This is a genomic window from Halomonas sp. DN3 (assembly GCF_024137905.1).
GTDB lineage: Bacteria > Pseudomonadota > Gammaproteobacteria > Pseudomonadales > Halomonadaceae > Halomonas > Halomonas litopenaei.
This window is the reverse complement of sequence record NZ_CP099965.1, coordinates 3,317,481-3,343,153: the sequence shown is the minus strand read 5'-3', so window position 1 is coordinate 3,343,153 and position 25,673 is coordinate 3,317,481. Positions and strand designations below refer to the sequence as shown.

Below are 25,673 nucleotides of genomic sequence, written 5' to 3'. Positions count from 1 at the left end.
CCTGACTGGAGCCCCTCATGACATCCTTGTCCTCCTCGACCCCAGGTGCCCGCTTTCGCGCGGCGCTCAACGCCAATAGCCCGCTGCCCATCGTCGGTACCATCAACGCCTACACCGCGATGCTGGCCGAGCGGGTCGGGCATCAGGCGATCTATCTGTCCGGTGGTGGTGTGGCCAATGCCTCCTTCGGTTTGCCGGACCTGGGCATGACCACCATGAACGATGTGGTGGAAGACGCCCATCGCATCTGCGGGGCCAGCGACCTTCCGCTGTTGGTGGACATCGATACCGGCTGGGGGGGCGCCTTCAATATCGGGCGCACGGTCAAGGAGATGCAGCGGGCGGGTGTTGCGGCTGTGCATCTGGAAGACCAGGTGGCGCAGAAACGCTGTGGCCACCGCCCCAACAAGGCCATCGTGTCCCAGCAGGAGATGGTGGATCGGGTCAAGGCGGCGGCTGATGCGCGCATCGATCCGGAGTTCTACCTGATCGCCCGCACCGATGCCTTCCAGAAGGAAGGGCTCGACGCGGCCATCGACCGGGCCAACGCCTGCATCGAGGCCGGTGCCGATGCGATCTTTGCCGAGGCGGTACATACCCTCGACGACTATCGCGCCTTCTGCGAGCGAGTGGACGCCCCGATCCTGGCCAATATCACCGAATTCGGCGCTACTCCGCTGTTCAGTCAGCAGGAGCTGGCCGAGGTGGGGTGCAGCATGGTGCTCTACCCACTGTCGGCGTTCCGCGCCATGAACGCTGCCGCGCTCAAGGTCTACCAGAGCATTCACGACAACGGACACCAGCGCGACGTGGTCGATACCATGCAGACCCGCGATGAACTCTACGACGTGCTGGGCTACCACGACTTCGAGCGCAAGCTTGACGCGCTGTTCGACGAGGGCAAGGACTGAGAGACCCTCAAGCGTCCAGCACGCCTTTCATGCCTATTTTATAACAACGACCAATGACGAAAATGGAGATACGCCATGGCTGATAAACCGATTGGAGGAGCCGGTCTGCGGGGACAGAGTGCCGGCGCCACTGCACTGTGTACCGTAGGCCAGAGTGGTTCGGGCCTGACCTATCGTGGCTACGACATCAAGGAACTGGCGGACAAGGCCCGCTTCGAGGAGGTGGCCTACCTGCTGCTCAAGGGCAAGCTGCCCAACCAGAGCGAGCTGGACACCTACATCACCAAGCTGAAGGGGCTGCGTGGTCTGCCCGAGGCGCTCAAGACGGTACTCGAGCAGATCCCGGCGGACGCCCACCCGATGGACGTGATGCGCACCGGTGCTTCGATGCTCGGCAACCTCGAGACCGAGGCCGACTTCAGCCAGCAGCAGGACGCCTCCGATCGCCTGTTGGCGGCGCTGCCCTCGATCATCTGCTACTGGTATCGCTTCAGTCACGATGGCGTGCGTATCGACACCGAGACCGACGATGAGTCCGTGGGCGGGCACTTTCTGCACCTGCTGCGTGACGAGCCGGCCTCCGAGCTGCATGCCAGGGTGATGAACGTCTCGCTGATCCTCTACGCCGAGCACGAGTTCAACGCCTCGACCTTTACCGCCCGGGTCTGTGCCTCGACCCTGTCCGATATGCATTCCTGCGTCACCGGGGCCATCGGCTCACTGCGTGGCCCGCTGCATGGCGGCGCCAACGAGGCGGCGATGGCGATGATCGAGAACTGGCAGAGCGCCGAAGAAGCCGAACGCGAGATCCTCGGCATGCTCGAGCGCAAGGAAAAGATCATGGGCTTCGGACACGCCATCTACCGCGAGTCCGACCCGCGCAACGCCATCATCAAGCACTGGTCGAAGAAGCTCGCCGACGACGTGGGCGACACCCGCCTGTACCCGGTGTCCGAGCGGGTCGAAGCGGTGATGTGGCGCGAGAAGAAGCTGTTCTGCAACGCCGACTTCTTCCACGCCAGCGCCTATCACTTCATGGATATCCCGACCAAGTTGTTTACTCCGATCTTCGTGTGTTCTCGGGTGACCGGCTGGTGCGCCCACGTGTTCGAACAGCGCGAGAACAACCGCATCATCCGCCCCAGCGCCGACTACACCGGCCCGGCCCACAGCGAATGGGTACCCATCGAAGAGCGTGACTGAGCCCGGGGCTCTCCCGAAGGTACCCCAAGGGTATCCCGAGGCTCGAGCGGCGGGGCGCGCACATGGTCATGGTTGTGGTCATGGTCCAGCGCAAGTGCAAGAAGCTCCGCCGCCTTCCTACCATATTCGCGCCGCGAGGGCCGTGCCCTCGGGCGCCCGAGACCGTGACGCCCATGAACACCGACTATCGCAAACCCCTGCCGGGGACCGAGCTTGACTACTTCGATACCCGGGAGGCGGTGGACGCCATCTCTCCCGGCGCCTATGACCGTCTGCCCTACACCTCCCGAGTGCTGGCCGAGAACCTGGTGCGCCGCTGCCCGCCGGAGGATCTCACGGCGGCGCTGTCCCAGATCATCGAGCGCAAGCGTGAACTCGATTTTCCCTGGTTCCCTGCGCGGGTGGTGTGCCACGACATCCTCGGACAGACGGCGCTGGTCGACCTGGCCGGCCTGCGTGACGCCATCGCCGAGAAGGGTGGTGACCCGGCCAAGGTCAACCCGGTGGTGCCGACCCAGTTGATCGTCGACCATTCGCTGGCGGTGGAGCACCCGGGATTCGAGGAGGGCGCCTTTGACAAGAACCGCGCCATCGAGGATCGGCGCAACGAGGACCGCTTCCACTTCATCAACTGGACCCGCGAAGCCTTCGAGAACGTCGACGTGATCCCCCCCGGCAACGGCATCATGCACCAGATCAACCTGGAGAAGATGTCGCCGGTGATCCAGGCCCGTGACGGCGTGGCCTTCCCCGACACCCTGGTGGGCACCGACAGCCACACGCCCCACGTGGACGCCCTCGGCGTGATCGCCGTCGGGGTGGGCGGGCTCGAGGCCGAAAGCGTGATGCTGGGGCGTGCCTCCTACATGCGACTGCCTGACATCGTCGGGGTGGAGCTCAGCGGCAAGCCCCAGCCTGGCATCACCGCCACCGATATCGTGCTGGCGCTGACCGAATACCTGCGCAGCGAACGGGTGGTGTCGAGCTATCTCGAGTTCTTCGGTGAAGGCGCGGGGCACCTGACACTGGGTGATCGTGCCACCATCTCCAACATGACGCCGGAGTATGGCGCCACCGCCGCGATGTTCTACATCGACGATCAGACCCTCGACTACCTCAAGCTGACCGGGCGCGAGCCGGAGCAGATCGAACTGGTGGAGACCTACGCCAAGGCCGCCGGCCTGTGGGCCGACAGCCTCGTCAACGCCGACTACGAAAGGGTGTTGCACTTCGACCTGTCCAAGGTGGAGCGCACCCTGGCGGGGCCTTCGAGTCCGCACAACCGGGTCTCTACCCGAGAGCTTGCCAGTCGCGGCATCGCCGCTCCTTACGAGCAGAAGGACGGCGAGATGCCCGATGGCGCGGTGATCATCGCCGCCATCACCAGCTGTACCAATACCTCCAATCCGCGCAACGTCATCGCCGCGGGGCTTCTGGCCAAGCGCGCCAACGAGCTGGGCCTGACCCGCAAGCCCTGGGTCAAGACCTCGCTGGCTCCGGGGTCCAAGGCGGTGCAGCTGTATCTGGAGGAGTCGAACCTGCTCGGTGAGCTCGAGCAGCTAGGCTTCGGCATTGTTGGCTTTGCCTGCACCACCTGCAACGGCATGAGTGGTGCGCTCGATCCGGTGATCCAGAAGGAGGTGGTCGAGCGTGATCTCTACGCCACCGCCGTGCTGTCGGGTAACCGCAACTTCGATGGGCGTATCCACCCCTACGCCAAGCAGGCGTTTCTGGCCTCTCCGCCGCTGGTGGTTGCCTACGCCATCGCCGGCAGCGTGCGCTTCGATATCGAGAAGGACGCCCTGGGCGAAGACGCCGAGGGCAACCCGATCACCCTGAAGGATCTGTGGCCGGCGGATGACGAGATCGATGCGATCATCGCCGAGAGCGTCAAGCCGGAGCACTTCCGCGACGTCTACATCCCGATGTTCGACACCACCTTCGACAGGTCGAAGGACATCAGCCCGCTGTACGACTGGCGCGAGATGAGCACCTATATCCGGCGTCCGCCGTACTGGGAGGGTGCGCTGGCCGCCGAGCGCTCGCTGACCGGGCTGCGCGCCCTGGCGGTGCTGGGGGACAACATCACCACCGACCACCTGTCGCCGTCCAATGCCATCCTGCCGACCAGCGCGGCGGGGGAGTACCTGGCCAAGATGGGCCTGCCGGAGGAGGACTTCAATTCCTACGCCACCCATCGAGGTGATCACCTGACCGCCCAGCGGGCGACCTTCGCCAACCCCAAGCTGATCAACGAAATGGCGGTGGTCAACGGTGAGGTCAAGCAGGGCTCACTGGCTCGCCTCGAGCCCGAGGGCGAGGTCATGCGCATGTGGGAGGCCATCGAGACCTACATGGCGCGCAAGCAGCCGCTGATCGTGATCGCCGGGGCCGACTATGGTCAGGGTTCCTCACGTGACTGGGCTGCCAAGGGGGTGCGCCTGGCCGGTGTCGAGGTCATCGTGGCCGAGGGCTTCGAGCGCATTCACCGCACCAACCTGATCGGCATGGGGGTACTGCCGCTGCAGTTCGAGGAGGGCACCACACGCAAGACCCTCGGCATCGACGGCAGCGAGACCTTCGATGTCCGTGGCGACATCCAGCCGGGGGCCAGCCTGACCCTGGTGATCAAGCGGCGTGACGGGGAAAGCCTCGAGGTGCCGGTGACCTGTCGTCTCGACACCTTCGAGGAGCTGTCGATCTACGAAGCCGGTGGCGTGCTGCAGCGTTTCGCCCAGGACTTCCTCGAATCGGAGGTGGCGTGATGGCCGCTTTTGCTCCGCAGCTCCGCATTCCCGCCATCTACATGCGTGGCGGCACCAGCAAGGGTACCTTCCTGCGCAAGGACGATCTGCCCGAGGCCGCGCGTGAGCCCGGCCCCGTGCGCGACGCCCTGCTGATGCGTCTGGTCGGTAGCCCCGATCCCTACGCCAAGCACACCGACGGCATGGGTGGCGCCACCTCCAGCACCAGTAAGGTGGTCATCGTCAGCGCCAGCGAGTCGCCGGATCACGATGTCAACTACCTGTTCGGCCAGGTGGCCATCGACAAGGCCTTTGTCGACTGGAGCGGTAACTGCGGCAACCTGTCCTCGGCGGTCGGTCCCTTCGCCATCGAGAGCGGACTGATCCCGCCTGAGCGAATTCCTGCCGACGGCGAGGTGGAGGTACGCATCTGGCAGGCCAACATCGAAAAGACCATCGTCGCCCGAGTGCCGATACAGGACGGTCAGGTGCAGGAAAGCGGTGACTTCGAGCTCGACGGCGTGGCCTTCCCCGCCGCCGAGATCGGCCTGGCCTTCAAGGACCCCGCCGACGGCGAAGGGCGGATGTTCCCGACAGGCCAGGTGGTGGATGAACTCGAGGTTCCCGAGGAGGTGGTGGCCGGAGGTCGCATTCAGGCAACCCTGATCAATGCCGGTATTCCGACCATCTTCGTCAGCGCGGCCGACCTTGGCTATGACGGCACCGAGCTTCAGGACGATATCAATTCAGACCCCGCCACCCTCGATCGGCTCGAGACGCTACGGGCCCACGGCGCGCTGAAGATGGGTCTGATCTCGAGACTCGAGGAGGCCGCGAGCCGTCAGCACACGCCGAAGCTGGCCTTCGTCGCCTCGCCTCGGGGCTACCGGGCGTCCAGCGGCAAGCAGATCGACGAAGGCGATATCGATCTGCTGGTGCGGGCCATGTCCATGGGCAAACTGCATCACGCCATGATGGGCACCGCGGCCGTGGCCATCGGAGTGGCCGCCGCGGTGCCGGGGACCCTGGTCAGCCAGGCCGCCGGCGGCGACGATGGGCGCAGTTCGGTGGTCTTCGGTCATCCCTCCGGCACCCTGCGGGTCGGGGCGCGAGCTGAACAGCTAGACGGGGAATGGACCGCCACGGAGGCGACCATGAGCCGCAGTGCCCGCATTCTGATGGAGGGCAAGGTCAGGGTGCCGGCTGACGTCCTCGATTCATAACGCTCTCGACCGATGAAGCCCGCCAGTGTCGATACTGGCGCCAGTGGCGCACCACGACGATACTGACAACGGACCTTTTGCATTAGCGCCGCCGCCAGGCGGCGCTGTCGTTCTCCCCCATTCTCGAACCTCTCGCCATCCGCCCACGCTGGTCCTCGGACTCCCGGCTCTGGCTCAGGTGCAGGCACGCCGGCAGCGGGCGATAGCGCTCACTGGAAGGAGGCAGACATGAGCACCGTCGAATCCAATGTTCGTCCCGACTACGACGACGAACTCAAGGCCATCGCCGACTATGCGCTGGACGCCGTCATCGATAGTGACGAGGCCTTCGATACGGCGCGCCACTGCCTGATGGATACTTTGGGCTGTGGCCTGCTGGCATTGCGCTTCCCTGAATGCACCAAGCATCTAGGGCCGCTGGTGGAAGGCACCCAGGTGCCATGTGGCTCGCGGGTGCCTGGCACGTCCTATCGACTGGACCCGATCAAGGCGGCCTTCGATATCGGAGCCATGGTGCGCTGGCTGGACTACAACGATACCTGGCTCGCGGCGGAGTGGGGGCACCCGTCGGACAATCTGGGCGGTATCCTGGCGGTGGCCGACCATCTCTCACAGTGCCGCGTGGCCAGGGGCGAAGCCCCGTTGGTCATGCACGAGGTGCTCGATGCGATGATACGGGCACACGAGATACAGGGCGTGCTGGCGCTGGAGAACTCGTTCAATCGTGTCGGACTGGACCACGTGTTACTGGTCAAGGTGGCGTCCACTGCCGCTATCGCCAGGCTGCGCGGCGCCAGTCGTGAGCAGACGCTGTCGGCGCTATCCCATGCCTTCGTCGACGGTCAGAGCCTGCGCACCTACCGCCATGCTCCCAATGCCGGTTCGCGCAAGAGCTGGGCCGCCGGTGACGCCACCTCGCGGTCGGCGCGTCTGGTGGACATCGCGATGCGCGGGGAAATGGGCATACCCGGCGTCCTGAGCGCTCCCCAGTGGGGCTTCTGTGATGTCTCCTTCAGTCACTCCAATCGTGATCTCTCGCTGAAGCCCGAGGACACCCGGCGTCTACGTCTGCCTCAGTCGTTTGGCAGCTACGTGATGGAGAACATCCTGTTCAAGCTTTCCTTCCCCGCAGAGTTTCATGCCCAGACGGCCTGCGAGGCGGCGGTCACCCTGCACCCCGAGGTCAAGGGGCGGCTGGATGAGATCGAGCGCATCGAGCTGACTACCCATGAGTCGGCAATACGCATCATCTCCAAGGAAGGGGCGCTGGCCAACCCGGCAGATCGAGACCACTGCCTGCAGTACATGGTGGCGGTACCGCTGATGCTGGGTGAGCTTCAGGCCGAGCACTACGAGGATGACTTTCATCAGGCTCATCCGGAGATCGATGAGCTGCGGGCAAGGATGGTGGTCGTCGAGGACGAGGGCTATACACGGGACTATCTGGACCCGGACAAGCGATCGATCGCCAACGCGGTCAGGGTGGTGTTCACCGATGGTAGTGCGACCGACAAGGTGGAGGTGGCCTATCCCATTGGTCATCGCCGTCGTCGCGAAGAGGGCATGGCGGTGCTCGAGGCCAAGTGTCGACGCCACCTGGCCACCCGATTCGCCCCGGGACGTTGTGACGAGATCATGGCGCTGTATCAGGATGCCGAGCGCCTGGCGGCGACGCCGGTCCATCGCTTTGTCGATCTGCTGGTGCTGTAGAGACCAACGAGGGGAGGGCGGCTTGGGCAGCGCTGTCCCCGGGCGCACCCATGGGCCTGCAAATTCCGTCGCCGGGCAGGCTTAGCCTTTGGTCGAAATTTTTTTACACGAAGTGCTTGCCAAGGCCTGAGGTGATGCGTAAAGTACGCATCCGCTGCCGGCGACGAGCAAACGTCACAGGCGGTGGAGAGTGGTAAAAGTGATTGTTTTGAAAAGGCTTTTTCAAGTCTTTGAAGAATTCTCCACTTGACGGGCAACGAGAAATCGGTAGAATGCTTGCCACTCGAACGGAGTCGCCAGGACGGCATCGCAGGATGCGTGTCAGGCTCGCTTCGCTTTCTCTTGGGTCCTGCAGGCATCGCTTGCACGGCAAAAAAAGAAAGCCTTGACGAAACGCTTCGATTCTGTAGAATACGCCTTCCTCGCAGGGCGCTTCGCCAACAGGCGTTGCAAAGCGAGAAGCTCTTTAAAAATTGATCAGGTAATTCATGTGGGCGCTTGCCGATGAGTCAGTGACACTGTCACTGAAATATCAAGGCAAGCGACTCGTCAAACGAGACGTTTGAACCTTGAGCCAAGTTTGGTCCGCTTAACGGACTATCAGACTTTAAACTGAAGAGTTTGATCATGGCTCAGATTGAACGCTGGCGGCAGGCCTAACACATGCAAGTCGAGCGGAAACGATCCTAGCTTGCTAGGAGGCGTCGAGCGGCGGACGGGTGAGTAATGCATAGGAATCTGCCCGGTAGTGGGGGATAACCTGGGGAAACCCAGGCTAATACCGCATACGCCCTACGGGGGAAAGCAGGGGATCTTCGGACCTTGCGCTATCGGATGAGCCTATGCCGGATTAGCTAGTTGGTGAGGTAACGGCTCACCAAGGCTGCGATCCGTAGCTGGTCTGAGAGGATGATCAGCCACATCGGGACTGAGACACGGCCCGAACTCCTACGGGAGGCAGCAGTGGGGAATATTGGACAATGGGCGAAAGCCTGATCCAGCCATGCCGCGTGTGTGAAGAAGGCCTTCGGGTTGTAAAGCACTTTCAGTGAGGAAGAAAGCCTTGAGGTTAATACCCTTGAGGGAGGACATCACTCACAGAAGAAGCACCGGCTAACTCCGTGCCAGCAGCCGCGGTAATACGGAGGGTGCGAGCGTTAATCGGAATTACTGGGCGTAAAGCGCGCGTAGGCGGCTTGATAAGCCGGTTGTGAAAGCCCCGGGCTCAACCTGGGAACGGCATCCGGAACTGTCAGGCTAGAGTGCAGGAGAGGAAGGTAGAATTCCCGGTGTAGCGGTGAAATGCGTAGAGATCGGGAGGAATACCAGTGGCGAAGGCGGCCTTCTGGACTGACACTGACGCTGAGGTGCGAAAGCGTGGGTAGCAAACAGGATTAGATACCCTGGTAGTCCACGCCGTAAACGATGTCGACTAGCCGTTGGGCTCCTTGAGAGCTTTGTGGCGCAGTTAACGCGATAAGTCGACCGCCTGGGGAGTACGGCCGCAAGGTTAAAACTCAAATGAATTGACGGGGGCCCGCACAAGCGGTGGAGCATGTGGTTTAATTCGATGCAACGCGAAGAACCTTACCTACCCTTGACATCGAGAGAACTTTCCAGAGATGGATTGGTGCCTTCGGGAACTCTCAGACAGGTGCTGCATGGCTGTCGTCAGCTCGTGTTGTGAAATGTTGGGTTAAGTCCCGTAACGAGCGCAACCCTTGTCCCTATTTGCCAGCGATTCGGTCGGGAACTCTAGGGAGACTGCCGGTGACAAACCGGAGGAAGGTGGGGACGACGTCAAGTCATCATGGCCCTTACGGGTAGGGCTACACACGTGCTACAATGGCCGGTACAATGGGTTGCGAATCCGCGAGGTGGAGCTAATCCCATAAAGCCGGTCTCAGTCCGGATCGGAGTCTGCAACTCGACTCCGTGAAGTCGGAATCGCTAGTAATCGTGAATCAGAATGTCACGGTGAATACGTTCCCGGGCCTTGTACACACCGCCCGTCACACCATGGGAGTGGACTGCACCAGAAGTGGTTAGCCTAACTTCGGAGGGCGATCACCACGGTGTGGTTCATGACTGGGGTGAAGTCGTAACAAGGTAGCCGTAGGGGAACCTGCGGCTGGATCACCTCCTTAAACGACACGTCATCTGACTGTCGGTAAGTGCTCACAATGAATTACCTGATCGATAGAGCGGTTAACGGAACTTTAAGTTGGACGTTTGTGCTTCATTAGCAAGCCACAAGCCGCCAGCTTAGAGTTTTGTGCTCTAATGCTCTTTAACAATGTATATCATGCTGACAAAGTAAGATACGTTTCAAGCGTATCCGGCAATTGTCGTGACATCATCGATTGACAGACCTTTTGGGGTTATATGGTCAAGCGATGAAGCGCATACGGTGGATGCCTAGGCAGTCAGAGGCGATGAAAGACGTGGAAGCCTGCGATAAGGTTCGGCGAGGTGGCAAACGACCTGCGACCCGGACATCTCTGAATGGGGAAACCCACCCAAGGTAACTTGGGTATCTCATGTTGAATATATAGACATGAGAGGCGAACCGGGGGAACTGAAACATCTAAGTACCCCGAGGAAAAGAAATCAACCGAGATTCCCCTAGTAGCGGCGAGCGAACGGGGACCAGCCCTTAAGCAACACAACTGGTAGGTGAACAGACTGGGAAGTCTGGCCATAGTGGGTGATAGCCCCGTAACCGAAACCTGAGTGTTGTGAAATCGAGTAGGTCGAGGCACGTGAAACCTTGACTGAAGACGGGGGGACCATCCTCCAAGGCTAAATACTCCTGACTGACCGATAGTGAACCAGTACCGTGAGGGAAAGGCGAAAAGAACCCCGGAGAGGGGAGTGAAATAGATCCTGAAACCGTATGCGTACAAGCAGTGGGAGCCGACTTGTTCGGTGACCGCGTACCTTTTGTATAATGGGTCAGCGACTTATTTTCAGTGGCGAGCTTAACCGTATAGGGGAGGCGTAGAGAAATCGAGTCTTAACTGGGCGACCAGTCGCTGGAAATAGACCCGAAACCGGGCGATCTATCCATGAGCAGGTTGAAGGTTGAGTAACATCAACTGGAGGACCGAACCAGAATCTGTTGAAAAAGATTTGGATGACTTGTGGATCGGAGTGAAAGGCTAATCAAGCCCGGAGATAGCTGGTTCTCCTCGAAAGCTATTTAGGTAGCGCCTCACGTATCACCGCCGGGGGTAGAGCACTGTTTCGGCTAGGGGGTCATCCCGACTTACCAACCCGAGGCAAACTCCGAATACCGGTGAGTGCAAGCGTGGGAGACACACAGCGGGTGCTAACGTCCGTTGTGAAAAGGGAAACAACCCAGACCGTCAGCTAAGGTCCCGAAATCCTGGTTAAGTGGGAAACGATGTGGGAAGGCTTAGACAGCTAGGAGGTTGGCTTAGAAGCAGCCATCCTTTAAAGAAAGCGTAATAGCTCACTAGTCGAGTCGGCCTGCGCGGAAGATGTAACGGGGCTCAAACCAGGTACCGAAGCTACGGGTGTGTTCGCATCACTTAAGGTGATTCGATAGTGTCAGTTCGCTGCCATCGCGAAGCGATGGCAAAGCGCCTCCCGAACGTTGAGTCGGGCAGGGCAAGGTGAACGGCCTGAGTCATTTTAAGGATGCGAACACGCGGTAGAGGAGCGTCGTGTAAGCCGATGAAGGTGTGTTGAGAAGCATGCTGGAGGTATCACGAGTGCGAATGCTGACATGAGTAACGACAAGGGGAGTGAAAAACTCCCCCGCCGGAAGACCAAGGGTTTCTGTTCGACGCTAATCGGAGCAGAGTGAGTCGGCCCCTAAGGCGAGGCCGAAAGGCGTAGTCGATGGGAAACGGGTCAATATTCCCGTACCTCACAGTATTGCGATGGGGGGACGAAGAAGGCTAGGTGAGCCAGGCGTTGGTTGTCCTGGTGAAAGCCGGTAGGCTGAGGGTTCAGGTAAATCCGGATCCTCAAGGCCGAGAGGCGAGACGAACTGACTATGGTCAGGAAGTCATCGATGCCACGCTTCCAGGAAAAGCCTCTAAGCTTCAGATACTGTGAGACCGTACCCCAAACCGACACAGGTGGTCAGGTAGAGAATACCAAGGCGCTTGAGAGAACTCGGGTGAAGGAACTAGGCAAAATGGTGCCGTAACTTCGGGAGAAGGCACGCCGCATTAGGGTGAAGGTCCTCGCGACCGGAGCCTGACGCGGTCGAAGATACCAGGTGGCTGCAACTGTTTATTAAAAACACAGCACTCTGCAAACGCGCAAGCGGACGTATAGGGTGTGACGCCTGCCCGGTGCCGGAAGGTTAAGTGATGGTGTTAGCTCACGCGAAGCTCCTGATCGAAGCCCCGGTAAACGGCGGCCGTAACTATAACGGTCCTAAGGTAGCGAAATTCCTTGTCGGGTAAGTTCCGACCTGCACGAATGGCGTAATGATGGCCACGCTGTCTCCACCCGAGACTCAGTGAAATTGAAATCGCAGTGAAGATGCTGTGTACCCGCGGCTAGACGGAAAGACCCCGTGAACCTTTACTACAGCTTCACACTGGACGCTGATGTTGCTTGTGTAGGATAGCTGGGAGGCTTTGAAACCCTGTCGCCAGATGGGGTGGAGCCAACCTTGAAATACCAGCCTGGCATCATTGGCGTTCTAACTCAGGACCGTAATCCGGTTCGAGGACCGTGTGTGGTGGGTAGTTTGACTGGGGCGGTCTCCTCCCAAAGAGTAACGGAGGAGCACGAAGGTACCCTCAGCACGGTTGGAAATCGTGCAGTGAGTGCAAGAGCATAAGGGTGCTTAACTGCGAGACAGACACGTCGAGCAGATACGAAAGTAGGTTCTAGTGATCCGGTGGTTCTGTATGGAAGGGCCATCGCTCAACGGATAAAAGGTACTCCGGGGATAACAGGCTGATACCGCCCAAGAGTTCACATCGACGGCGGTGTTTGGCACCTCGATGTCGGCTCATCACATCCTGGGGCTGAAGTCGGTCCCAAGGGTATGGCTGTTCGCCATTTAAAGTGGTACGCGAGCTGGGTTTAGAACGTCGTGAGACAGTTCGGTCCCTATCTGCCGTGGGCGTTGGAGATTTGAGAAGCGCTGCTCCTAGTACGAGAGGACCGGAGTGGACGTACCTCTGGTGTTCCTGTTGTCACGCCAGTGGCATTGCCGGGTAGCTATGTACGGACGGGATAACCGCTGAAAGCATCTAAGCGGGAAGCCCCCTTCAAGATGAGATCTCCCTGAGGCCTTGAGCCTCCTAAAGGACCCAGCAAGACCAGCTGGTTGATAGGCCGGGTGTGGAAGCGCTGCAAGGCGTTGAGCTAACCGGTACTAATGGTCCGTGAGGCTTGACCATATAACACCCAAAGGGTTTTGGTCGATGATGTCCCGAATCAATTGACGGATACGATGAAACGTATCGTCAGCATGATATACATTGCTTTTTTCCGCCTGACGACCATAGCGAGTGGGAACCACCTGATCCCTTGCCGAACTCAGAAGTGAAACCGCTCAGCGCCGATGGTAGTGTGGGGTCTCCCCATGCGAGAGTAGGTCATCGTCAGGCATTTATTCAAAAGTAGGCCCGATTATCGAGAGATAGTCGGGCTTTTTCATATGCATGGCTCTCTACAAGTTCAGCCCCGCTTTTTATTTGTGGGGCCGCGCCGATAACCCCCTCGGCGCGGTCCGGCCTGGCTCTTCTCAAGGGCAGGCTCGCGTCGTTCGTCCCCCCTTGCAGCTACGCTGCAGCCCGTGTAAAGAGCGCTGGGGTGACTCACCCCCATGCGAGGGCGCTGTTGTTTGTGTGACGCCCGGAGGTCGTTTGCAGGAAGCCCATTGGGAGCGAGGCCATGCGGCGTTGCCGCAGTCCTTGTGAAGAGCTTCGGGGTGACTCACCCCCATGCGAGGGCGCTGTTGTTTGTGTGACGCCCTGAGGTCGTTTGCAGGAAGCCCATTGGGAGCGAGGCCATGCGGCGTTGCCGCAGTCCTTGTGAAGAGCTTCGGGGTGACTCACCCCCATGCGAGGGCGCTGTTGTTTGTGTGACGCCCTGAGGTCGTTTGCAGGAAGCCCATTGGGAGCGAGGCCATGCGGCGTTTCCGCAGTCCTCGTGAAGAGCTTCGGGGTGACTCACCCCCATGCGAGGGCGCTGTTGTTTGTGTGACGCCCGGAGGTCGTATACCCCTCCAGTGGCATGCTGGCATGACCGGAAAAAGACTCAAGCGTTGAACCATCGCGCTGTTCAGGGGGTGGTCATGCGGCGTCGACATTGTCATGCTTTTTTTACGATACGCCTGGAACGGGTTCCAGGCGTGTCGCCGGGTTCGATTCGCGCATGAGGCGCGGTGAATCCTCTCCCTTCAGCCACAGAGCTGTCATGAAATCGCGGAATCCTCCGTGCTTCCTTCATGCCCATCAGGGCGCCATTCATCTTTCCCAAAAGGAGAGTCCGACAGCCTGACCCTAGTCTGCTGTCGCTACCCACCACATGAGTCATACCACCGCTTCCTCCGACTCGCGGGCTTCTTCGGCCGGTTCTCGACTGGGTGATCCCATCGTGCTCATCTTGAGCATCGGCTTCATCATGGGCTTCGTCGCCCTGTCTGTGTACGACATCGAGATGGTTGCCAACGGCATCTCGGCAGGCTTTGCCTGGACCGCCAAGACCCTGGGCAGCTATTTCCAGCTGTTGCTGCTGGCGACCTTCTTTATCGCCATGGGCATCGCCGTGTCTCCCAGCGCCAAGGCGCGTATCGGCAATCTCGAGACGCCAGAGATCAGTACCTTCAAGTGGCTGTCGATGATCATGTGCACGCTGCTCGCGGGCGGCGGTGTGTTCTTCGCCGCCGGTGAGCCGGTCTATCACTTCGTGGTGACGCCGCCGGCCTTCGACAGCGAAGCCGGGACGGCCGAGGCCATTTCAGGGGCTCTGGCCCAGTCGTTCATGCACTGGGGGCTGCTGGCCTGGGCCGTGCTGGGTACGCTGGCGTCGGTGGTGCTGGCTCATGCCCACTACGTCAAGGGACAGCCGCTGCAGCCGCGGACCCTGCTGTATCCGGTGCTGGGCGAAAAGGTCATGAAGGGGCCCTTCGGTGGCCTGGTCGACGCTCTGTGCGTAATCGCCGTGGTGGCGGGTACCGTCGGCCCCATCGGTTTCCTGGCGACTCAGGTCAGCTTCGGTTTTCATGAGCTGTTCGGTGTCAGTGAAGGCTACAGCACCCAATTGATGGTGCTTGCTGCTCTGGGGGTGGTGTACGTGACCTCGGCGGTCACCGGAATCCACAAGGGGATCCAGATCCTCAGCCGCTTCAACGTGTTTCTGGCTCTAGCGATCGCTGCGACGATCTTTATCCTGGGACCGACGCTGTTTCTGACCGATGCCTTTACCCAGGGGGCGGGCGCCTATCTGAGCTCGTTCTTCGAGATGGCGACCATGACCACCCAGACCGCACCGGACTGGTGGATGCAGTGGTGGACGGTGTTCTTCTTTGCCTGGTTTATCGGCTACGGCCCGCTGATGGCGATCTTCGTCGCTCGTATTTCGCGTGGACGCTCGATCCGTCAGATGATCCTGGCGGTGGCGGTGATGGCGCCGGTGGCCACGATGATCTGGTTCACCCTGCTGGGTGGTTCCGGCATCTACTATCAGCTGAGCGGTGCCATCGATCTGACCGAGGCGCTGAACAACTTCCAGTTTGATGTCGCGACCCTGACCGTCGCACAGGCGCTGCCTGGCGGAAGCCTGATGGCCATGGCCATCCTGCTGTTGACCACCATCTTCGTGGCGACCACTGGTGACTCCATGAGCTACGCCATTTCTGTGGTCGGTGCCGGTCACGACGAGCCCAATGCGCTGGTTCGTGCCTTCTGGGGCATCGCCATGGCGCTGATGGCCGCCATTCTGCTGAGAATGGGTGCAGGCCAGATCAGTGCCCTGCAGCAGTTTATCGTGATCACCGCCATCCCGGTGTCGCTGGTGCTGCTGCCGACATTGTGGACGGCCCCCAGGGCGGCTCGTCAGATGGCCAAGGAGCAGGGCATCCTGTAATCGGGACATCGCCTCCGTTGGCCGCGGCCTGATGACTCTGCAGGTTGAGTCCTGATTGCGGCCTCCGCTCCATTGTCTGCCCCCGACGCTTGCGTCGGGGGCAGTTTCGTATAAGGCGTGGCCATCCGGCAGACGGTAACGGGTCGGCACGCTGTGCGTCTTTGTGTGCGATCTTGCTTCAGCGTCCCAGGGGCGTAGCGCCGGGCGCACCTAGCCACTCTATGCGGCGGGGGGAAGGGGCTGCACGACTCGTCGCCAGGCGCCGTGACTGCTACCATGATCGACTTTCGTCGATCCTCTGGAGTGCCCCCGTGAACTTGACCACGCCGGCCCTGCTGTTTCCCGCCATTTCATTGCTGTTGCTGGCCTATACCAATCGCTTCCTGACCCTGGCCGGACTGATCCGCAAGCTGGCGGAGCAGGTAAAGGAGGGGGAAGAGGATCACGTCACCCAGATCCGACTACTGCGACGGCGCATCTCGCTGACCAAGCGGATGCAGATCGCCGGGGTTTTCGCTTTTCTACTGTGTACCCTGTCGATGTTTGCGCTGTTCCTGTCATGGACGCCGCTGGGTATGCTGCTTTTCGGCATCAGCCTGGCATCGCTGTCGATATCCCTGGTGTTTTCGCTGTGGGAGGTGGTGATCTCCACCAACGCCCTCAACGTTCAGTTGAAGGATATCGAACTGACCGCCGAGGGACGCGCCGGACTCGACTGGAGAAAGAGAACCTTTACCCATGACGCCTGATGAAATCCTTCTGTTCTGTCGGCCCGGATTCGAGCCGGACCTGACCGCCGAGTTGACCGACCGCCTGGACGCCGAGTTTCTGGCCGAAGGCGAGGGCGCCAGCGTCGAGCCTCTGATGGAGGAGGGATTGGTCAGGATCAGCATGGACGGCGAGCGCCCGGCCAATGACCTGCATCGCCGCCTGCGTCTCGATGAGCTGGTGTTCGCCCGCCAGTCGTTGCTGGCCCTGCCGGAGCTCTCGCTGTCCCGAGACGATCGGCTCTCGCCCATCTTCGAGCAGCTCAAGGCCTGTGGCTGGAGCTTCGAGTCGATCTGGCAGGAGACCCCGGATACCAATGAGGCCAAGGCGCTCAGTAGCCTGCTGAAGGCCTTGGAACGCCCGCTCAATTCTCAGCTCAAGAAGCGTGGTGCCTTGCGCCGCAAGGCGGGAGGACGACGGCTGCACCTGGTCTGGCGTGACGGTGACCGGGTCCAGCTGGCGATGAGCTTTCCCGGCAATCGCAGTGAATTCCCCGGCGGCATTCGACGTCTGCGCTTCCCCCACGCCGCGCCAAGCCGCTCGACCTTGAAGCTCGAGGAGGCCTGGCATGAATTCGTGCCGCGTGACGAGTGGGACGAGCGACTCGGGGAGGGCATGCAGGCCGCGGACCTTGGTGCAGCCCCGGGGGGCTGGACCTGGCAGCTGGTGCAGCGGGGGATGCAGGTCTACGCCATCGACAATGGCCCCATGGACAAGGCCCTGATGGCCAGCGGCATGGTCGAGCATCTGCGTGAGGATGGCTTCGTGTGGGAGCCGCCGATGCGCCTGGACTGGCTGGTCTGCGACATCGTCGACAAGCCATCCCGGGTCATCACCATGATGGAGCGTTGGCTGTTGCAGCGCTGGTGTCGCGAGGCGGTGTTCAACTTGAAGCTGCCGATGAAGAAGCGCTGGGAGGAGGTATCGCTGTGTCTTTCCGGCCTCGCGTCACGCTTGCAGGAGGCCGGGGTTCGGGCCGAAATACGCTGTCGTCACCTCTATCACGACAGGGAAGAGGTCACCGTGCACGTTCGCCTCGATTGAGGCGGCGACACGGGCAGCAGATGGGCGTGGGTCAGTAGGCCGGTTCGAAGATCCGGACGTTTTCGGCCTCGGTCAGCAGCGGCTGGACGTGCTGCATCACTCTTTCTCGGGCCTCGCTGTTGTACCATGCCTTCCAGGCGCGCAGATCGCGCCACTTGGTGATCATCAGACGGCGGTCGGAGCGTCCTTGTTCGACCAGGCTCTCGCCGCCGAAGAAGCCATCGGCGCCCAGCGACTGGCGCATGGCCTCTCGTGCGGCCTGCTCGTATTCTTCTTCCAGGCCCGGCATGATGCGGCGCTCGATGATGATCTTGATCATGCTTTCACTCCAACTCCGAGGTATTGATGGTGGATTCTTCCGATGCGCTGCCCGCAAGCGACAAGGAACTGGATACCAGCGGTCTGTTCTGCCCTGAACCGATCATGATGATGCACAACGCGGTGCGGGACATGAGTCCTGGCCAGGTGCTCAAGGTCACGGCGACAGATCCGGCGACCACCCGAGATGTGCCCAAGTTCTGCCAGTTTCTCGGGCACGAGCTGGTGGATCATCGCAGTCTTGAAGATGGCTCGCACTTCTACTTTATCCGGCTGGGATGATATTGCCGAGGGAAGGGACTCAACGCTTGAGCCCCCTCCCTGGTGGTGACGCTGATCCTGACGCTCCTTCCGACGCTCCTTCCGACGCTCCTTCCGACGCTCCTTCCGACGCTCCTTCCGACGCTCCTTCTTACGTTATGGCGCGGCTTCCTCATCGTCGTCAGGCATGACCATCATGGCCAGGGCTTCCAGCGTCGCCGGGTCTTCCTGGCGAATACGATTGGCGATCTGGCGCTGGAAGAAGTACACCACCCGGTGTCGGCTGTGGCCCGGGTAGAGGCAGGCGTCGCCGGGCAGTACCGGGACGGTTTCGATCAGGTTCTCGTCGGCCAGCAGGGACTCGATGGTGCCATCGCTGTACAGGCGCCAGCCGAAGACCTGCTTGAGCTGCCAGGGCGCGCCTTCCTCGTCCATGCACAGGGCGTGGGTACCCTGATGATCCGGCAGGCTCTGGATCAGGGTGGTTTCGCGGGTATCCTCGTATTCGAAGTAGGCCGCCGCGTGGGCCAGTTCCATTTCCTTGTGTTCCGGGGGCTGGTCGAACAGCTCCTCGGTTTCCGGATCACGGTAGCCGACGAAGTGACCGTGGTCCGGATCGTCGAGCTGCTCGCATGGCGTCAGCGACTCCATCCACGGGACCAGCCCGACAATATCGCCGTTCTCACGCATCCCCCAGGCCAGTATCGGCATGCCGTACAGGGTATCCGGGTGCGCGTCGAGTCGGTACACCATCTCCAGTCCATCGAGCTCCGGGGCCAGGCGAACCAGGCGTCTGCGGGCCAGTTGGCGTTGGCGCATGCTCTCCAGGTCGATGACCCGAGCGGGGCGGGGTGACAGTGGAATGCCCATGATCTCCCTCCAGCGGCTGCTTGCTTACGGCATCGCATCTCGGCCCGGGGCCGGACGCTGCGCTCTACGTCCCTGTTCTCATCAATAGCACAGACTCATCAACTAGCGTAAGTCCTCGTGGGTATCACAGCGTTGACGCCATTGCTGACGCAACCACAGGTGATCGTCTCGTACGCGCACGAAACTTGCCAGTGGCGTGGTTTCGCTGTCCAGGTCGAGCCATTGCCGGCGGTAGTCCTGAAATGCCTGGCTGCCCGCCACATGGGCGTCCAGCAGTCGGTCCATGCCAGTGAACCAGCGTAGCGCCTGCGTCTCGAGGCGCTCAAGTGACGCTAGGGTGTCGCCTTCCTCGGGCAGCGTCGTCGCCTGTGAACATGCCGCATCAGCGCCAGTCCGGTCGTTGTCTGAGCCATGGCGGGAGGCGAGGTCGCTCTCAAGCAGTCGACTGGCTTCCTCGAGGCGTTGGCTTGCCAGCATCAGGGCGCGCATCAGCTCGGCACTCAGTGGACGATCCCGCAGGGTGGCAAGCGCCTGTTCCAGTGGCCCGGACTCTGGCGTCCACTGGCGGTCGAACTGGTGGATGACCGCTTCGTTCAGATAGCCAAGCGCCGCAAGCTGCTCGTCGACCGCCGAGAGTTCGTCGAGAGGCAGGGGAGAGCTTGCCCGCGAGAAGCTGCCGGTCCACTCCTCGGAGGAGACCAGGGCGTTGTAGCTGGCCAGCGGCAGTTGGCGTGTCTTGACGTCGGTCAGGCGAGCCAGGCGCTGGCGGTCACCCTCGGCCAGGGCGTCGGCGGCGTCGGCGTTCCAGCAGGCACTGAGGCGGCGCCACAGACGCAGCTCGTAGAGCCAGCGCTGGCTGGGGGCGGCGGTCTTGCCAAGCTGGTTGTTGCGCTCGGCGACCAGGTTGGCGATATGGCAGCCGCGCAGGGCAAAGACGTCGAGCATGCCTTCCCTGATCGGCGGGATCTCCAGCGTCAACTGACGGCGTTCGGGGAAGTCGCCGATGTTGGCCACCGGCGCGGGCTCCGGTGGTGGCTGGTCGAGTGCCTCGGCTAGCCGCTGTTGATAGGCCAGCAGATCACGTTCCAGCGCCGAGTCGCCACAGCCCACCAGCAGCGACAGGCAGGAGGTGAGCAGCAGCAGCCGCCACCGGCCAGGACGAAAGCAGTTCATGCTCAGCCGTCCTCCGCGCGCCTGGCAACGCTTCGGGCCTTGCGCCGGAAGCGCTCACCGAGCAGCAGCGCGGCGACGGTCAGCCCCGCGATCAGCCCGATCCAGTAGCCGTGTACCCCCATCGGTTCGATCCAGTCGCCAACCCCGTAGCGTCCCAGCAGGTGGCCGCCGCCGAGGCCGACCAGCCAGTACGCCAGCAGGGTGATGAACATGATCACCCGGGTATCCTTGTAGCCGCGCAGGGCGCCGGCGAGGGCCACCTGCAGGGAATCCGATACCTGATAGAGCATCGCCAGCCCCACCAGCGACAGGGTCAGTGCCTGGACCTCGACGTTATGGGTGTAGAGCCCGACGATGGTCTCCGCCGTCAGCCACAGCAGCAGGCTGTTGAACAGCGCCACCAACAGCGCGATCAGGATACCGTTCCAGGCCACCAGTCGCGCCAGCCGAGGGTCGCCACCGCCGAGTGTGTTGCCGACCCGCACCGTCAAGGCCATACCCAGTGACAGTGGCAGCATGAACAGTACCGAGGTGTAGTTGAGCGCCACCTGGTGAGCGGCCACCACGATCTCGCCGAGGCTTGCGATAAACAGCGCGATCAGGGTGAACAGGGTGACCTCGACAAAGATCGCCACACCGATGGGAACGCCTACGTAGAGCAATTCGGCAATCATCCGGGGATTCGGACGGGTGGGCGAGTGCCACAGTTCGATACTGCCGTAGGCGCGGCTCTTCTGGGTGTAGCGGATCATCGCCAGGGTCATCACCCACATGGCGATGGCGGTGGCGATGCCGCAACCATAGGCGCCCAGTGCCGGCAGGTCGGCCAACCAGCCGGGGGTGGCGTCGCCCAGCAGGCGAGTGAAACCGTCGCCACCGTAGATCAGCACATAGTTGCTGGGAATATTCACGGCCAGCCCGATCAGGCTGATCCACAGCGCCGGTCGGGTATGATTGACCCCGTCGGAGAACGCTCGCAGTGCCAGAAAGATAGCGACGCCGGGCATTCCGAAAGCCACTGCGCCAACATAGTCACGAGCGCGTTCGGCTACCTCGGGGGGGACCTCCATCCAGGCAAATACCGGCGCCACCGCCAGGCGCAGCAGCAGCGCCGAGATCAGCCCCAGCACCAGGCCCACCCATAGCGCTTGGTGCACGTTGGGACGAATGCCCGCCTGGCGCCCGCCTCCCAGCAGTTGGGCGACGATCGGGGTCAGTCCCATCAGGGTGCCGGTCATGAACAGCATCAAGGGCATCCACAGGCTGGCACCGACGGAGACCGCGGCAAGATCGGTGGCGCTCTGGCGGCCGGTCATCATGATATCGACGACGCTCATGCCGGCCTGGGCCAATTGGGCGCCACAGATGGGCAGTGCCAGACGGATCAAGGGCCAGCTTTCGCGGCGGCTGGTGGTGCCGAGGCCGGTGGGGAAAGGACGCACGTTAGTGGGCTCCATGCAGAGAATACGGGCTTCTTGCCCTGGTGCCTTGAGTCAGCAGGCCGCTGTCGGGACAGACGGCCAAGAGGTGATCGCCGGGCAAGTGCCGACTCGGGACACGGGGTACCGTGAGAGTGTACCAGCGATGCACCATCTTGGCGCCGCGGTCCCTGGTGACAGAGCGCGAAGGCCGAGCGCCGTCATCGGTGTCTGGTCAATCAAACCAGCGATGTCGCCAGAATAGAATGCTTCGAGAGTTTGGCTGTGCGCCAAGCCTTGGTATCCTTGCCGGCTCGCGCCAATCGGCATCGGCCACTGTTCTCGCCAGGCGGGTTCGGCAATCGTTGTCGGCAGGCGCCCTTGGCAAGCGCCCTCGCCAACATCGCTCGGTAGTGGCGTTGGTCAACAACCCGCCGCCGCTTTAGACAAACGCCCGACGTGAAGGAGCCCTTGTGGAGCACCGCCTGGAAGACGTGATCGAACTGTTCGATGGGCTGTTCCTGGGCCCCTGCAATACCCGTCTGGTGCGTGGCGGTGATGAGCCACTGTATCTGCCCGCCGACGATCAGGTGCCCTGGCATCGGGTGATCTTCGCGCGGGGCTTTTTTGCCAGCGTTCTGCACGAGGTCAGCCACTGGTGTATCGCCGGGTCGCGCCGGCGACTGCTGGAAGACTACGGCTACTGGTACGAGCCTGACGGTCGCAGCGAGATGCAGCAGCAGGCCTTCGAGAAGGTCGAGGTGGCGCCCCAGGCGCTGGAGCGCATCTTCAGCGAGGCGGCCGGGCTGACCTTTCACGTCAGCGTCGACAACCTCGGCGAGGTGGAGGTCGATCGCGAAGGCTTCGCCCGACGGGTGGCCGAGCGTGCCCGCCGTTACCGTGACGAAGGACTGCCGCGCCGTGCGGCAGCCTTCGAAGCGGCGCTGCGCGGCTTCTATCGGCAAGGGCTGGCGTTGAGCGAGGCGATCGAGCTCGGACGAGAGCAGCTCGAGCCTGCCATCGCCTGATGGTGTCGGTCACTCGATGACGTCAAGATCATCGGGTAGCAGCACCCTGCCATCATAGTCGGCTCGAACCTCGTCAAGCACGCTCTCCCGCGGGGCCGAGTAGTGCAGAACATGGGTCAGCACCAGGGTGCCAGGACGCGCTTCCCGGGCCAACTCTGCCAGTTCATCGCTCAGCGTGTGGGCGTATTGATGGTAGGCCTGCCACTGCGGTGACAGTTGTTCCCACCCCTGACGGCTGATCACCTCGTGGATCAGTACGTCTGCGCCGCTTGCCTGGCGACGCACTTCCTCGGAAAGCGACGTGTCACCCGAGATCACCAGGGTCAGGTCATCGGTGACGACCTTGTAGCCATAGGCCTGCTCCCAGTCTCCATGAGTTACCCCGAAGGCGTGGATGCTGATGCCGGGTGATTCGTGGACCAGCCCCTCCTTCTCGATTTCGGTCACCAGGGCCCTGGCCGCCGCTGGATTGGTGACAGGGCTCTTGTCGGCCAGGCGCGTATTGGTGTCCTCGGCCAGCATGGTGTAGACCCCTTGGCTCATGGCCTCGGTACCCACCGGGCCGACCACCGAGATGGGCTGTTCGCGGCGCCACCAGTAGGTGCCTAGCAGTTCCGGGTAATCCAGTACATGGTCGCTGTGGAGGTGGGTCAGAAACAGCCGCTCGATGTTCACCGAGGCGAGCGCTTCGATGCCCATTCGCTCCTGGGCCTGGCTGGCGCGCTCGACGACGCCGGGGCCAACATCGAAGAGATAGGCCTCGCCATCATGGATGACCGCGACCCCCGAGCCGGCCCGCTCCCCGTCGGGTACCGGGGTGCCGGTGCCCAGCATCACGATACTGGTGTCGGCCTGGGCGGAGGTGGACAGGGTTGCGCTGAAAAGGGCTGCGCTGGCCAGGGCCAGGAAGGTGGCGATGGTGCGGGGGGCAGGTCGGGGGCTGGCAAGACGACGGGGCTGGGCAAAAGACGTGGCAATGGTCGTCGTAATGGTCGTGGCAATGTTCGTGGCAATGGGCATGGGCTCACTCTCTCGAAGTTTTTTTGTTCGTATAGCGTACTTAAGTTCGATTTGTTGGGAAGAACAAGCCTGGCCCGGGAGGAGGGAGGAGACCAGTCGACCAAGGTATACCGCGACCACCACGTCGGGGTGACGCCGGCCGCTGCTTTGGTTTGCGCCCGGAAGGGCGGTACTGCTTCGTGACCAAGCGATAGTTCGCGAGAACGCCTGAAGCCCTGGCAACAGGGTATGGAGCTATGAGTGGGCTGGTGAGAGGGCTGCTCGTAGGGCTGGCGGGAGGACTGCTGGTAGGGCTGACGGGAGGACTGGCGGGAGGGCTGACGGTCCGAGTCGCACCGTCAGCGGTCGCATTTCGTTTGCGGACTCAGTCGCTGTCGCTGAGTCGCTTGTGCAGATGCAACATTACCTCTACCTCCTGCTCCGGACGCATGGGCTCGAGGCCCAGTTCGGCAAACAGCTCGTTGCGGGCGCGCGCCCACTCGCCAGGATCCAGGTCGGGATAGAGGGATTCTGCCGGGGCCAGCTCGACGAAGGGGTCGAGACCGTAGGTGTCGAACAGCCGTGAGATGGCCGCCTCGTCGTCGAATACGCCGGCGGTCAGCAGGGTGGCATTGAAGTGATCGGTTTCCAGTTCACGGATCACGTCCAGCGGACTCACGCCGATGCTGGCCAGCTCCTCGCGGCTGTAGTCGCCGAGGGACACCGTCTCGGCATCGAGCCAGTCCTCGTCGGGCTGGATCAGGGTGTGCTTGATGCGGCCATCGTCGAGGCTCCAGGCGATGGCCAGGGGCAGATCGCCGTCGCCGCCGGTCTCCACGGCGATAAAGGCAGGCATGTCGCCCATGTCAGGACTCCTTGATATCGAAGAAGGCGCGGGCCGTCGCGGTGCTGCTGGCGGCAAGCTCAGCTTCGCTTTCGCCGCGCCAGTGGGCGATCTCTCGCACGATCCAGGGCAGCAGCGCCGGCTCGTGGCGGCGCCCCTTGAGCTTGGCCGGCAGATTACGCGGCAACAGGTAGGGACAGTCGGTCTCCACCATCAGTCGATTGGCGGCGATGTCGCCCACCAGATCACGTAGATGATGGCCCCTGCGCTCGTCGCAGATCCAGCCGGTCAGGCCAATGTGCAGGTCAAGATCCAGGTAGCCGTGGAGCGTCTCGCGATCCGCGGTGAAGCAATGAATCACCGCCCGTGAAATATCATCTCGCCAGGCGCCGAGAATGTCACGCATTCGGGCACCGGCGTCGCGCTCGTGCAGGAACAATGGCAGCCCTGACTCGGCAGCCAGGGCGAGTTGCGCCTCGAAGGCGCGTTCCTGTTCGGCCGGGGTCGAGAAGTTGCGATTGAAGTCGAGGCCACATTCTCCCACCGCGACCACTTGGGGCTTTTGGTGTAGCTCGGCCATGGCGGCTTCGAGCTTCGGACCCCATTCGCTGGCCTGGTGCGGGTGAATGCCGGCGGTGGCGTAAAGGCCTTCGTGGGCCTGGCACAGGGCCACCGCCTGTTCGGCATGCTCACGATCGGTACCGGTGAGAATCAGCGTCTCGACGCCGGCCGCGCGGGCACGGGCGAGGGTGGCATCGATATCGTGGGTAAAGCTCTCGTGGGTCAGGTTGGCGCCGATGTCGACCAGAGGGGCAGGCGAGTGAAAGCGCAGCGGCTCCGGCAGCAGGTTCGGCAGCGTCTCGTCTGGGGCAGGCTTGTCTGGGACGGACAACGCGGTCTCCTTGGGGCGGCTATATCGATGGAGGCGCATTGTACCTGTGTGTCGGCGGCACAACCACGTGGTGCGGTGCTCGAGGTGGCCATGTCGCTGATCGCGTGGTCTCTGATTTTGACTCTCAGGTGGGATCGGTCATGCCAGCAGGAGGGGGGCATGAGGTACACTGTCGCGATGAT

General features: G+C 61.9%; 17 protein-coding genes and 3 rRNA genes. 13 read left to right on the top strand and 7 right to left on the bottom strand.

Translation table 11 applies throughout. The features are described from left to right. The first annotated feature begins 26 nt into the window (after window positions 1-26). From prpB to rlmM, 11 genes are all read left to right on the top strand, one after another. On the top strand, window positions 27-911 hold the full coding sequence (gene prpB / locus NKF27_RS14500) for a methylisocitrate lyase (RefSeq protein ID WP_253556484.1): 885 nt from the start codon (window positions 27-29) through the stop codon (window positions 909-911). Between the two features lie 75 nt (window positions 912-986). Beyond that, window positions 987-2,114 (top strand): 2-methylcitrate synthase, encoded by a 1,128-nt coding sequence (gene prpC, locus NKF27_RS14495; RefSeq protein ID WP_253552603.1) that lies wholly within the window; start codon window positions 987-989, stop codon window positions 2,112-2,114. A 173-nt stretch (window positions 2,115-2,287) separates the two neighbouring features. Then, on the top strand, window positions 2,288-4,879 hold the full coding sequence (gene acnD, locus NKF27_RS14490) for a Fe/S-dependent 2-methylisocitrate dehydratase AcnD (RefSeq protein ID WP_253552601.1): 2,592 nt from the start codon (window positions 2,288-2,290) through the stop codon (window positions 4,877-4,879). Beyond that, entirely contained in the window at window positions 4,879-6,081 is a 1,203-nt protein-coding gene (prpF, locus tag NKF27_RS14485; protein ID WP_253552600.1) for a 2-methylaconitate cis-trans isomerase PrpF, read from the top strand. Before acnD ends, prpF begins: the two co-directional genes overlap by 1 nt. Before the next feature lie 228 nt (window positions 6,082-6,309). Next, a complete protein-coding gene (locus NKF27_RS14480) occupies window positions 6,310-7,791 on the top strand; it encodes a bifunctional 2-methylcitrate dehydratase/aconitate hydratase (RefSeq protein ID WP_253552593.1) in 1,482 nt (493 codons plus the stop codon). 609 nt (window positions 7,792-8,400) lie between these two features. Next, window positions 8,401-9,938: ribosomal RNA gene (locus tag NKF27_RS14475) — 16S ribosomal RNA — on the top strand. A gap of 240 nt (window positions 9,939-10,178) precedes the next feature. Then, window positions 10,179-13,184 (top strand): 23S ribosomal RNA (locus tag NKF27_RS14470). Window positions 13,185-13,278: 94 nt separating this feature from the next. Continuing rightward, window positions 13,279-13,394 (top strand): 5S ribosomal RNA (gene rrf / locus NKF27_RS14465). Together the 16S, 23S and 5S rRNA genes form the textbook arrangement of a ribosomal RNA operon. 922 nt (window positions 13,395-14,316) lie before the next feature. Further along, a complete protein-coding gene (locus NKF27_RS14460) occupies window positions 14,317-15,876 on the top strand; it encodes a BCCT family transporter (RefSeq protein WP_045992980.1) in 1,560 nt (519 codons plus the stop codon). Window positions 15,877-16,187: 311 nt separating this feature from the next. Then, window positions 16,188-16,625, top strand: a complete 438-nt coding sequence (locus tag NKF27_RS14455) for a DUF2721 domain-containing protein (protein WP_108449027.1) — start codon at window positions 16,188-16,190, stop codon at window positions 16,623-16,625. Then, on the top strand, window positions 16,615-17,688 hold the full coding sequence (gene rlmM, locus NKF27_RS14450; protein ID WP_253552591.1) for a 23S rRNA (cytidine(2498)-2'-O)-methyltransferase RlmM: 1,074 nt from the start codon (window positions 16,615-16,617) through the stop codon (window positions 17,686-17,688). The genes NKF27_RS14455 and rlmM overlap by 11 nt, the downstream gene beginning before the upstream one ends. A gap of 31 nt (window positions 17,689-17,719) precedes the next feature. Here rlmM and NKF27_RS14445 read toward each other — a convergent pair whose 3' ends face one another. After that, complete coding sequence (locus NKF27_RS14445; RefSeq protein WP_045992977.1) at window positions 17,720-18,007, bottom strand: antibiotic biosynthesis monooxygenase; 288 nt, start codon at window positions 18,005-18,007, stop codon at window positions 17,720-17,722. Window positions 18,008-18,033: 26 nt separating this feature from the next. Between NKF27_RS14445 and tusA the strand changes: the two genes are divergently transcribed. Beyond that, on the top strand, window positions 18,034-18,288 hold the full coding sequence (tusA, locus tag NKF27_RS14440) for a sulfurtransferase TusA (RefSeq protein WP_253552589.1): 255 nt from the start codon (window positions 18,034-18,036) through the stop codon (window positions 18,286-18,288). 135 nt (window positions 18,289-18,423) lie between these two features. On the opposite strand, the gene NKF27_RS14435 is transcribed toward tusA, so the two are convergent. From NKF27_RS14435 to NKF27_RS14425, 3 genes are all read right to left on the bottom strand, one after another. After that, window positions 18,424-19,137, bottom strand: a complete 714-nt coding sequence (locus NKF27_RS14435; RefSeq protein ID WP_045992975.1) for a hypothetical protein — start codon at window positions 19,135-19,137, stop codon at window positions 18,424-18,426. Between the two features lie 102 nt (window positions 19,138-19,239). Further along, the gene (locus NKF27_RS14430) at window positions 19,240-20,310 is read right to left on the bottom strand and encodes a DUF3080 family protein (protein ID WP_253552582.1); all 1,071 of its coding nucleotides are present in this window, start codon (window positions 20,308-20,310) and stop codon (window positions 19,240-19,242) included. A 2-nt stretch (window positions 20,311-20,312) separates the two neighbouring features. Further along, window positions 20,313-21,752: an MATE family efflux transporter gene (locus NKF27_RS14425; protein WP_253552581.1), complete on the bottom strand. Its 1,440-nt coding sequence runs from the start codon at window positions 21,750-21,752 to the stop codon at window positions 20,313-20,315. Window positions 21,753-22,201: 449 nt separating this feature from the next. On the opposite strand from NKF27_RS14425, the gene NKF27_RS14420 reads away from it, so the two are divergent. Continuing rightward, on the top strand, window positions 22,202-22,756 hold the full coding sequence (locus tag NKF27_RS14420; RefSeq protein ID WP_124804205.1) for an elongation factor P hydroxylase: 555 nt from the start codon (window positions 22,202-22,204) through the stop codon (window positions 22,754-22,756). 9 nt (window positions 22,757-22,765) lie between these two features. Here NKF27_RS14420 and NKF27_RS14415 read toward each other — a convergent pair whose 3' ends face one another. The 3 genes from NKF27_RS14415 to NKF27_RS14405 form a co-directional block, all read right to left on the bottom strand. After that, a complete protein-coding gene (locus tag NKF27_RS14415) occupies window positions 22,766-23,776 on the bottom strand; it encodes an MBL fold metallo-hydrolase (RefSeq protein WP_253552579.1) in 1,011 nt (336 codons plus the stop codon). A 364-nt stretch (window positions 23,777-24,140) separates the two neighbouring features. Beyond that, a complete protein-coding gene (locus tag NKF27_RS14410) occupies window positions 24,141-24,620 on the bottom strand; it encodes a hypothetical protein (RefSeq protein ID WP_108133207.1) in 480 nt (159 codons plus the stop codon). Between the two features lies 1 nt (window position 24,621). Further along, on the bottom strand, window positions 24,622-25,491 hold the full coding sequence (locus NKF27_RS14405) for a TatD family hydrolase (protein WP_253552577.1): 870 nt from the start codon (window positions 25,489-25,491) through the stop codon (window positions 24,622-24,624). Window positions 25,492-25,673: the final 182 nt, after the last annotated feature.

Excerpts from the sequence above, each read along its gene's own strand:
- NKF27_RS14410 (WP_108133207.1), bottom strand. The coding sequence starts at position 24,620 with ATGGGCGACATGCCTGCCTTTATCGCCGTGGAGACCGGCGGCGACGGC.
- NKF27_RS14430 (WP_253552582.1), bottom strand. The coding sequence starts at position 20,310 with ATGAACTGCTTTCGTCCTGGCCGGTGGCGGCTGCTGCTGCTCACCTCC.
- NKF27_RS14415 (WP_253552579.1), bottom strand. The coding sequence starts at position 23,776 with ATGCCCATTGCCACGAACATTGCCACGACCATTACGACGACCATTGCC.
- NKF27_RS14445 (WP_045992977.1), bottom strand. The coding sequence starts at position 18,007 with ATGATCAAGATCATCATCGAGCGCCGCATCATGCCGGGCCTGGAAGAA.
- prpC (WP_253552603.1), top strand. The coding sequence starts at position 987 with ATGGCTGATAAACCGATTGGAGGAGCCGGTCTGCGGGGACAGAGTGCC.
- NKF27_RS14435 (WP_045992975.1), bottom strand. The coding sequence starts at position 19,137 with ATGGGCATTCCACTGTCACCCCGCCCCGCTCGGGTCATCGACCTGGAG.
- acnD (WP_253552601.1), top strand. The coding sequence starts at position 2,288 with ATGAACACCGACTATCGCAAACCCCTGCCGGGGACCGAGCTTGACTAC.
- rlmM (WP_253552591.1), top strand. The coding sequence starts at position 16,615 with ATGACGCCTGATGAAATCCTTCTGTTCTGTCGGCCCGGATTCGAGCCG.
- NKF27_RS14480 (WP_253552593.1), top strand. The coding sequence starts at position 6,310 with ATGAGCACCGTCGAATCCAATGTTCGTCCCGACTACGACGACGAACTC.
- tusA (WP_253552589.1), top strand. The coding sequence starts at position 18,034 with ATGGTGGATTCTTCCGATGCGCTGCCCGCAAGCGACAAGGAACTGGAT.
- prpF (WP_253552600.1), top strand. The coding sequence starts at position 4,879 with ATGGCCGCTTTTGCTCCGCAGCTCCGCATTCCCGCCATCTACATGCGT.
- NKF27_RS14460 (WP_045992980.1), top strand. The coding sequence starts at position 14,317 with ATGAGTCATACCACCGCTTCCTCCGACTCGCGGGCTTCTTCGGCCGGT.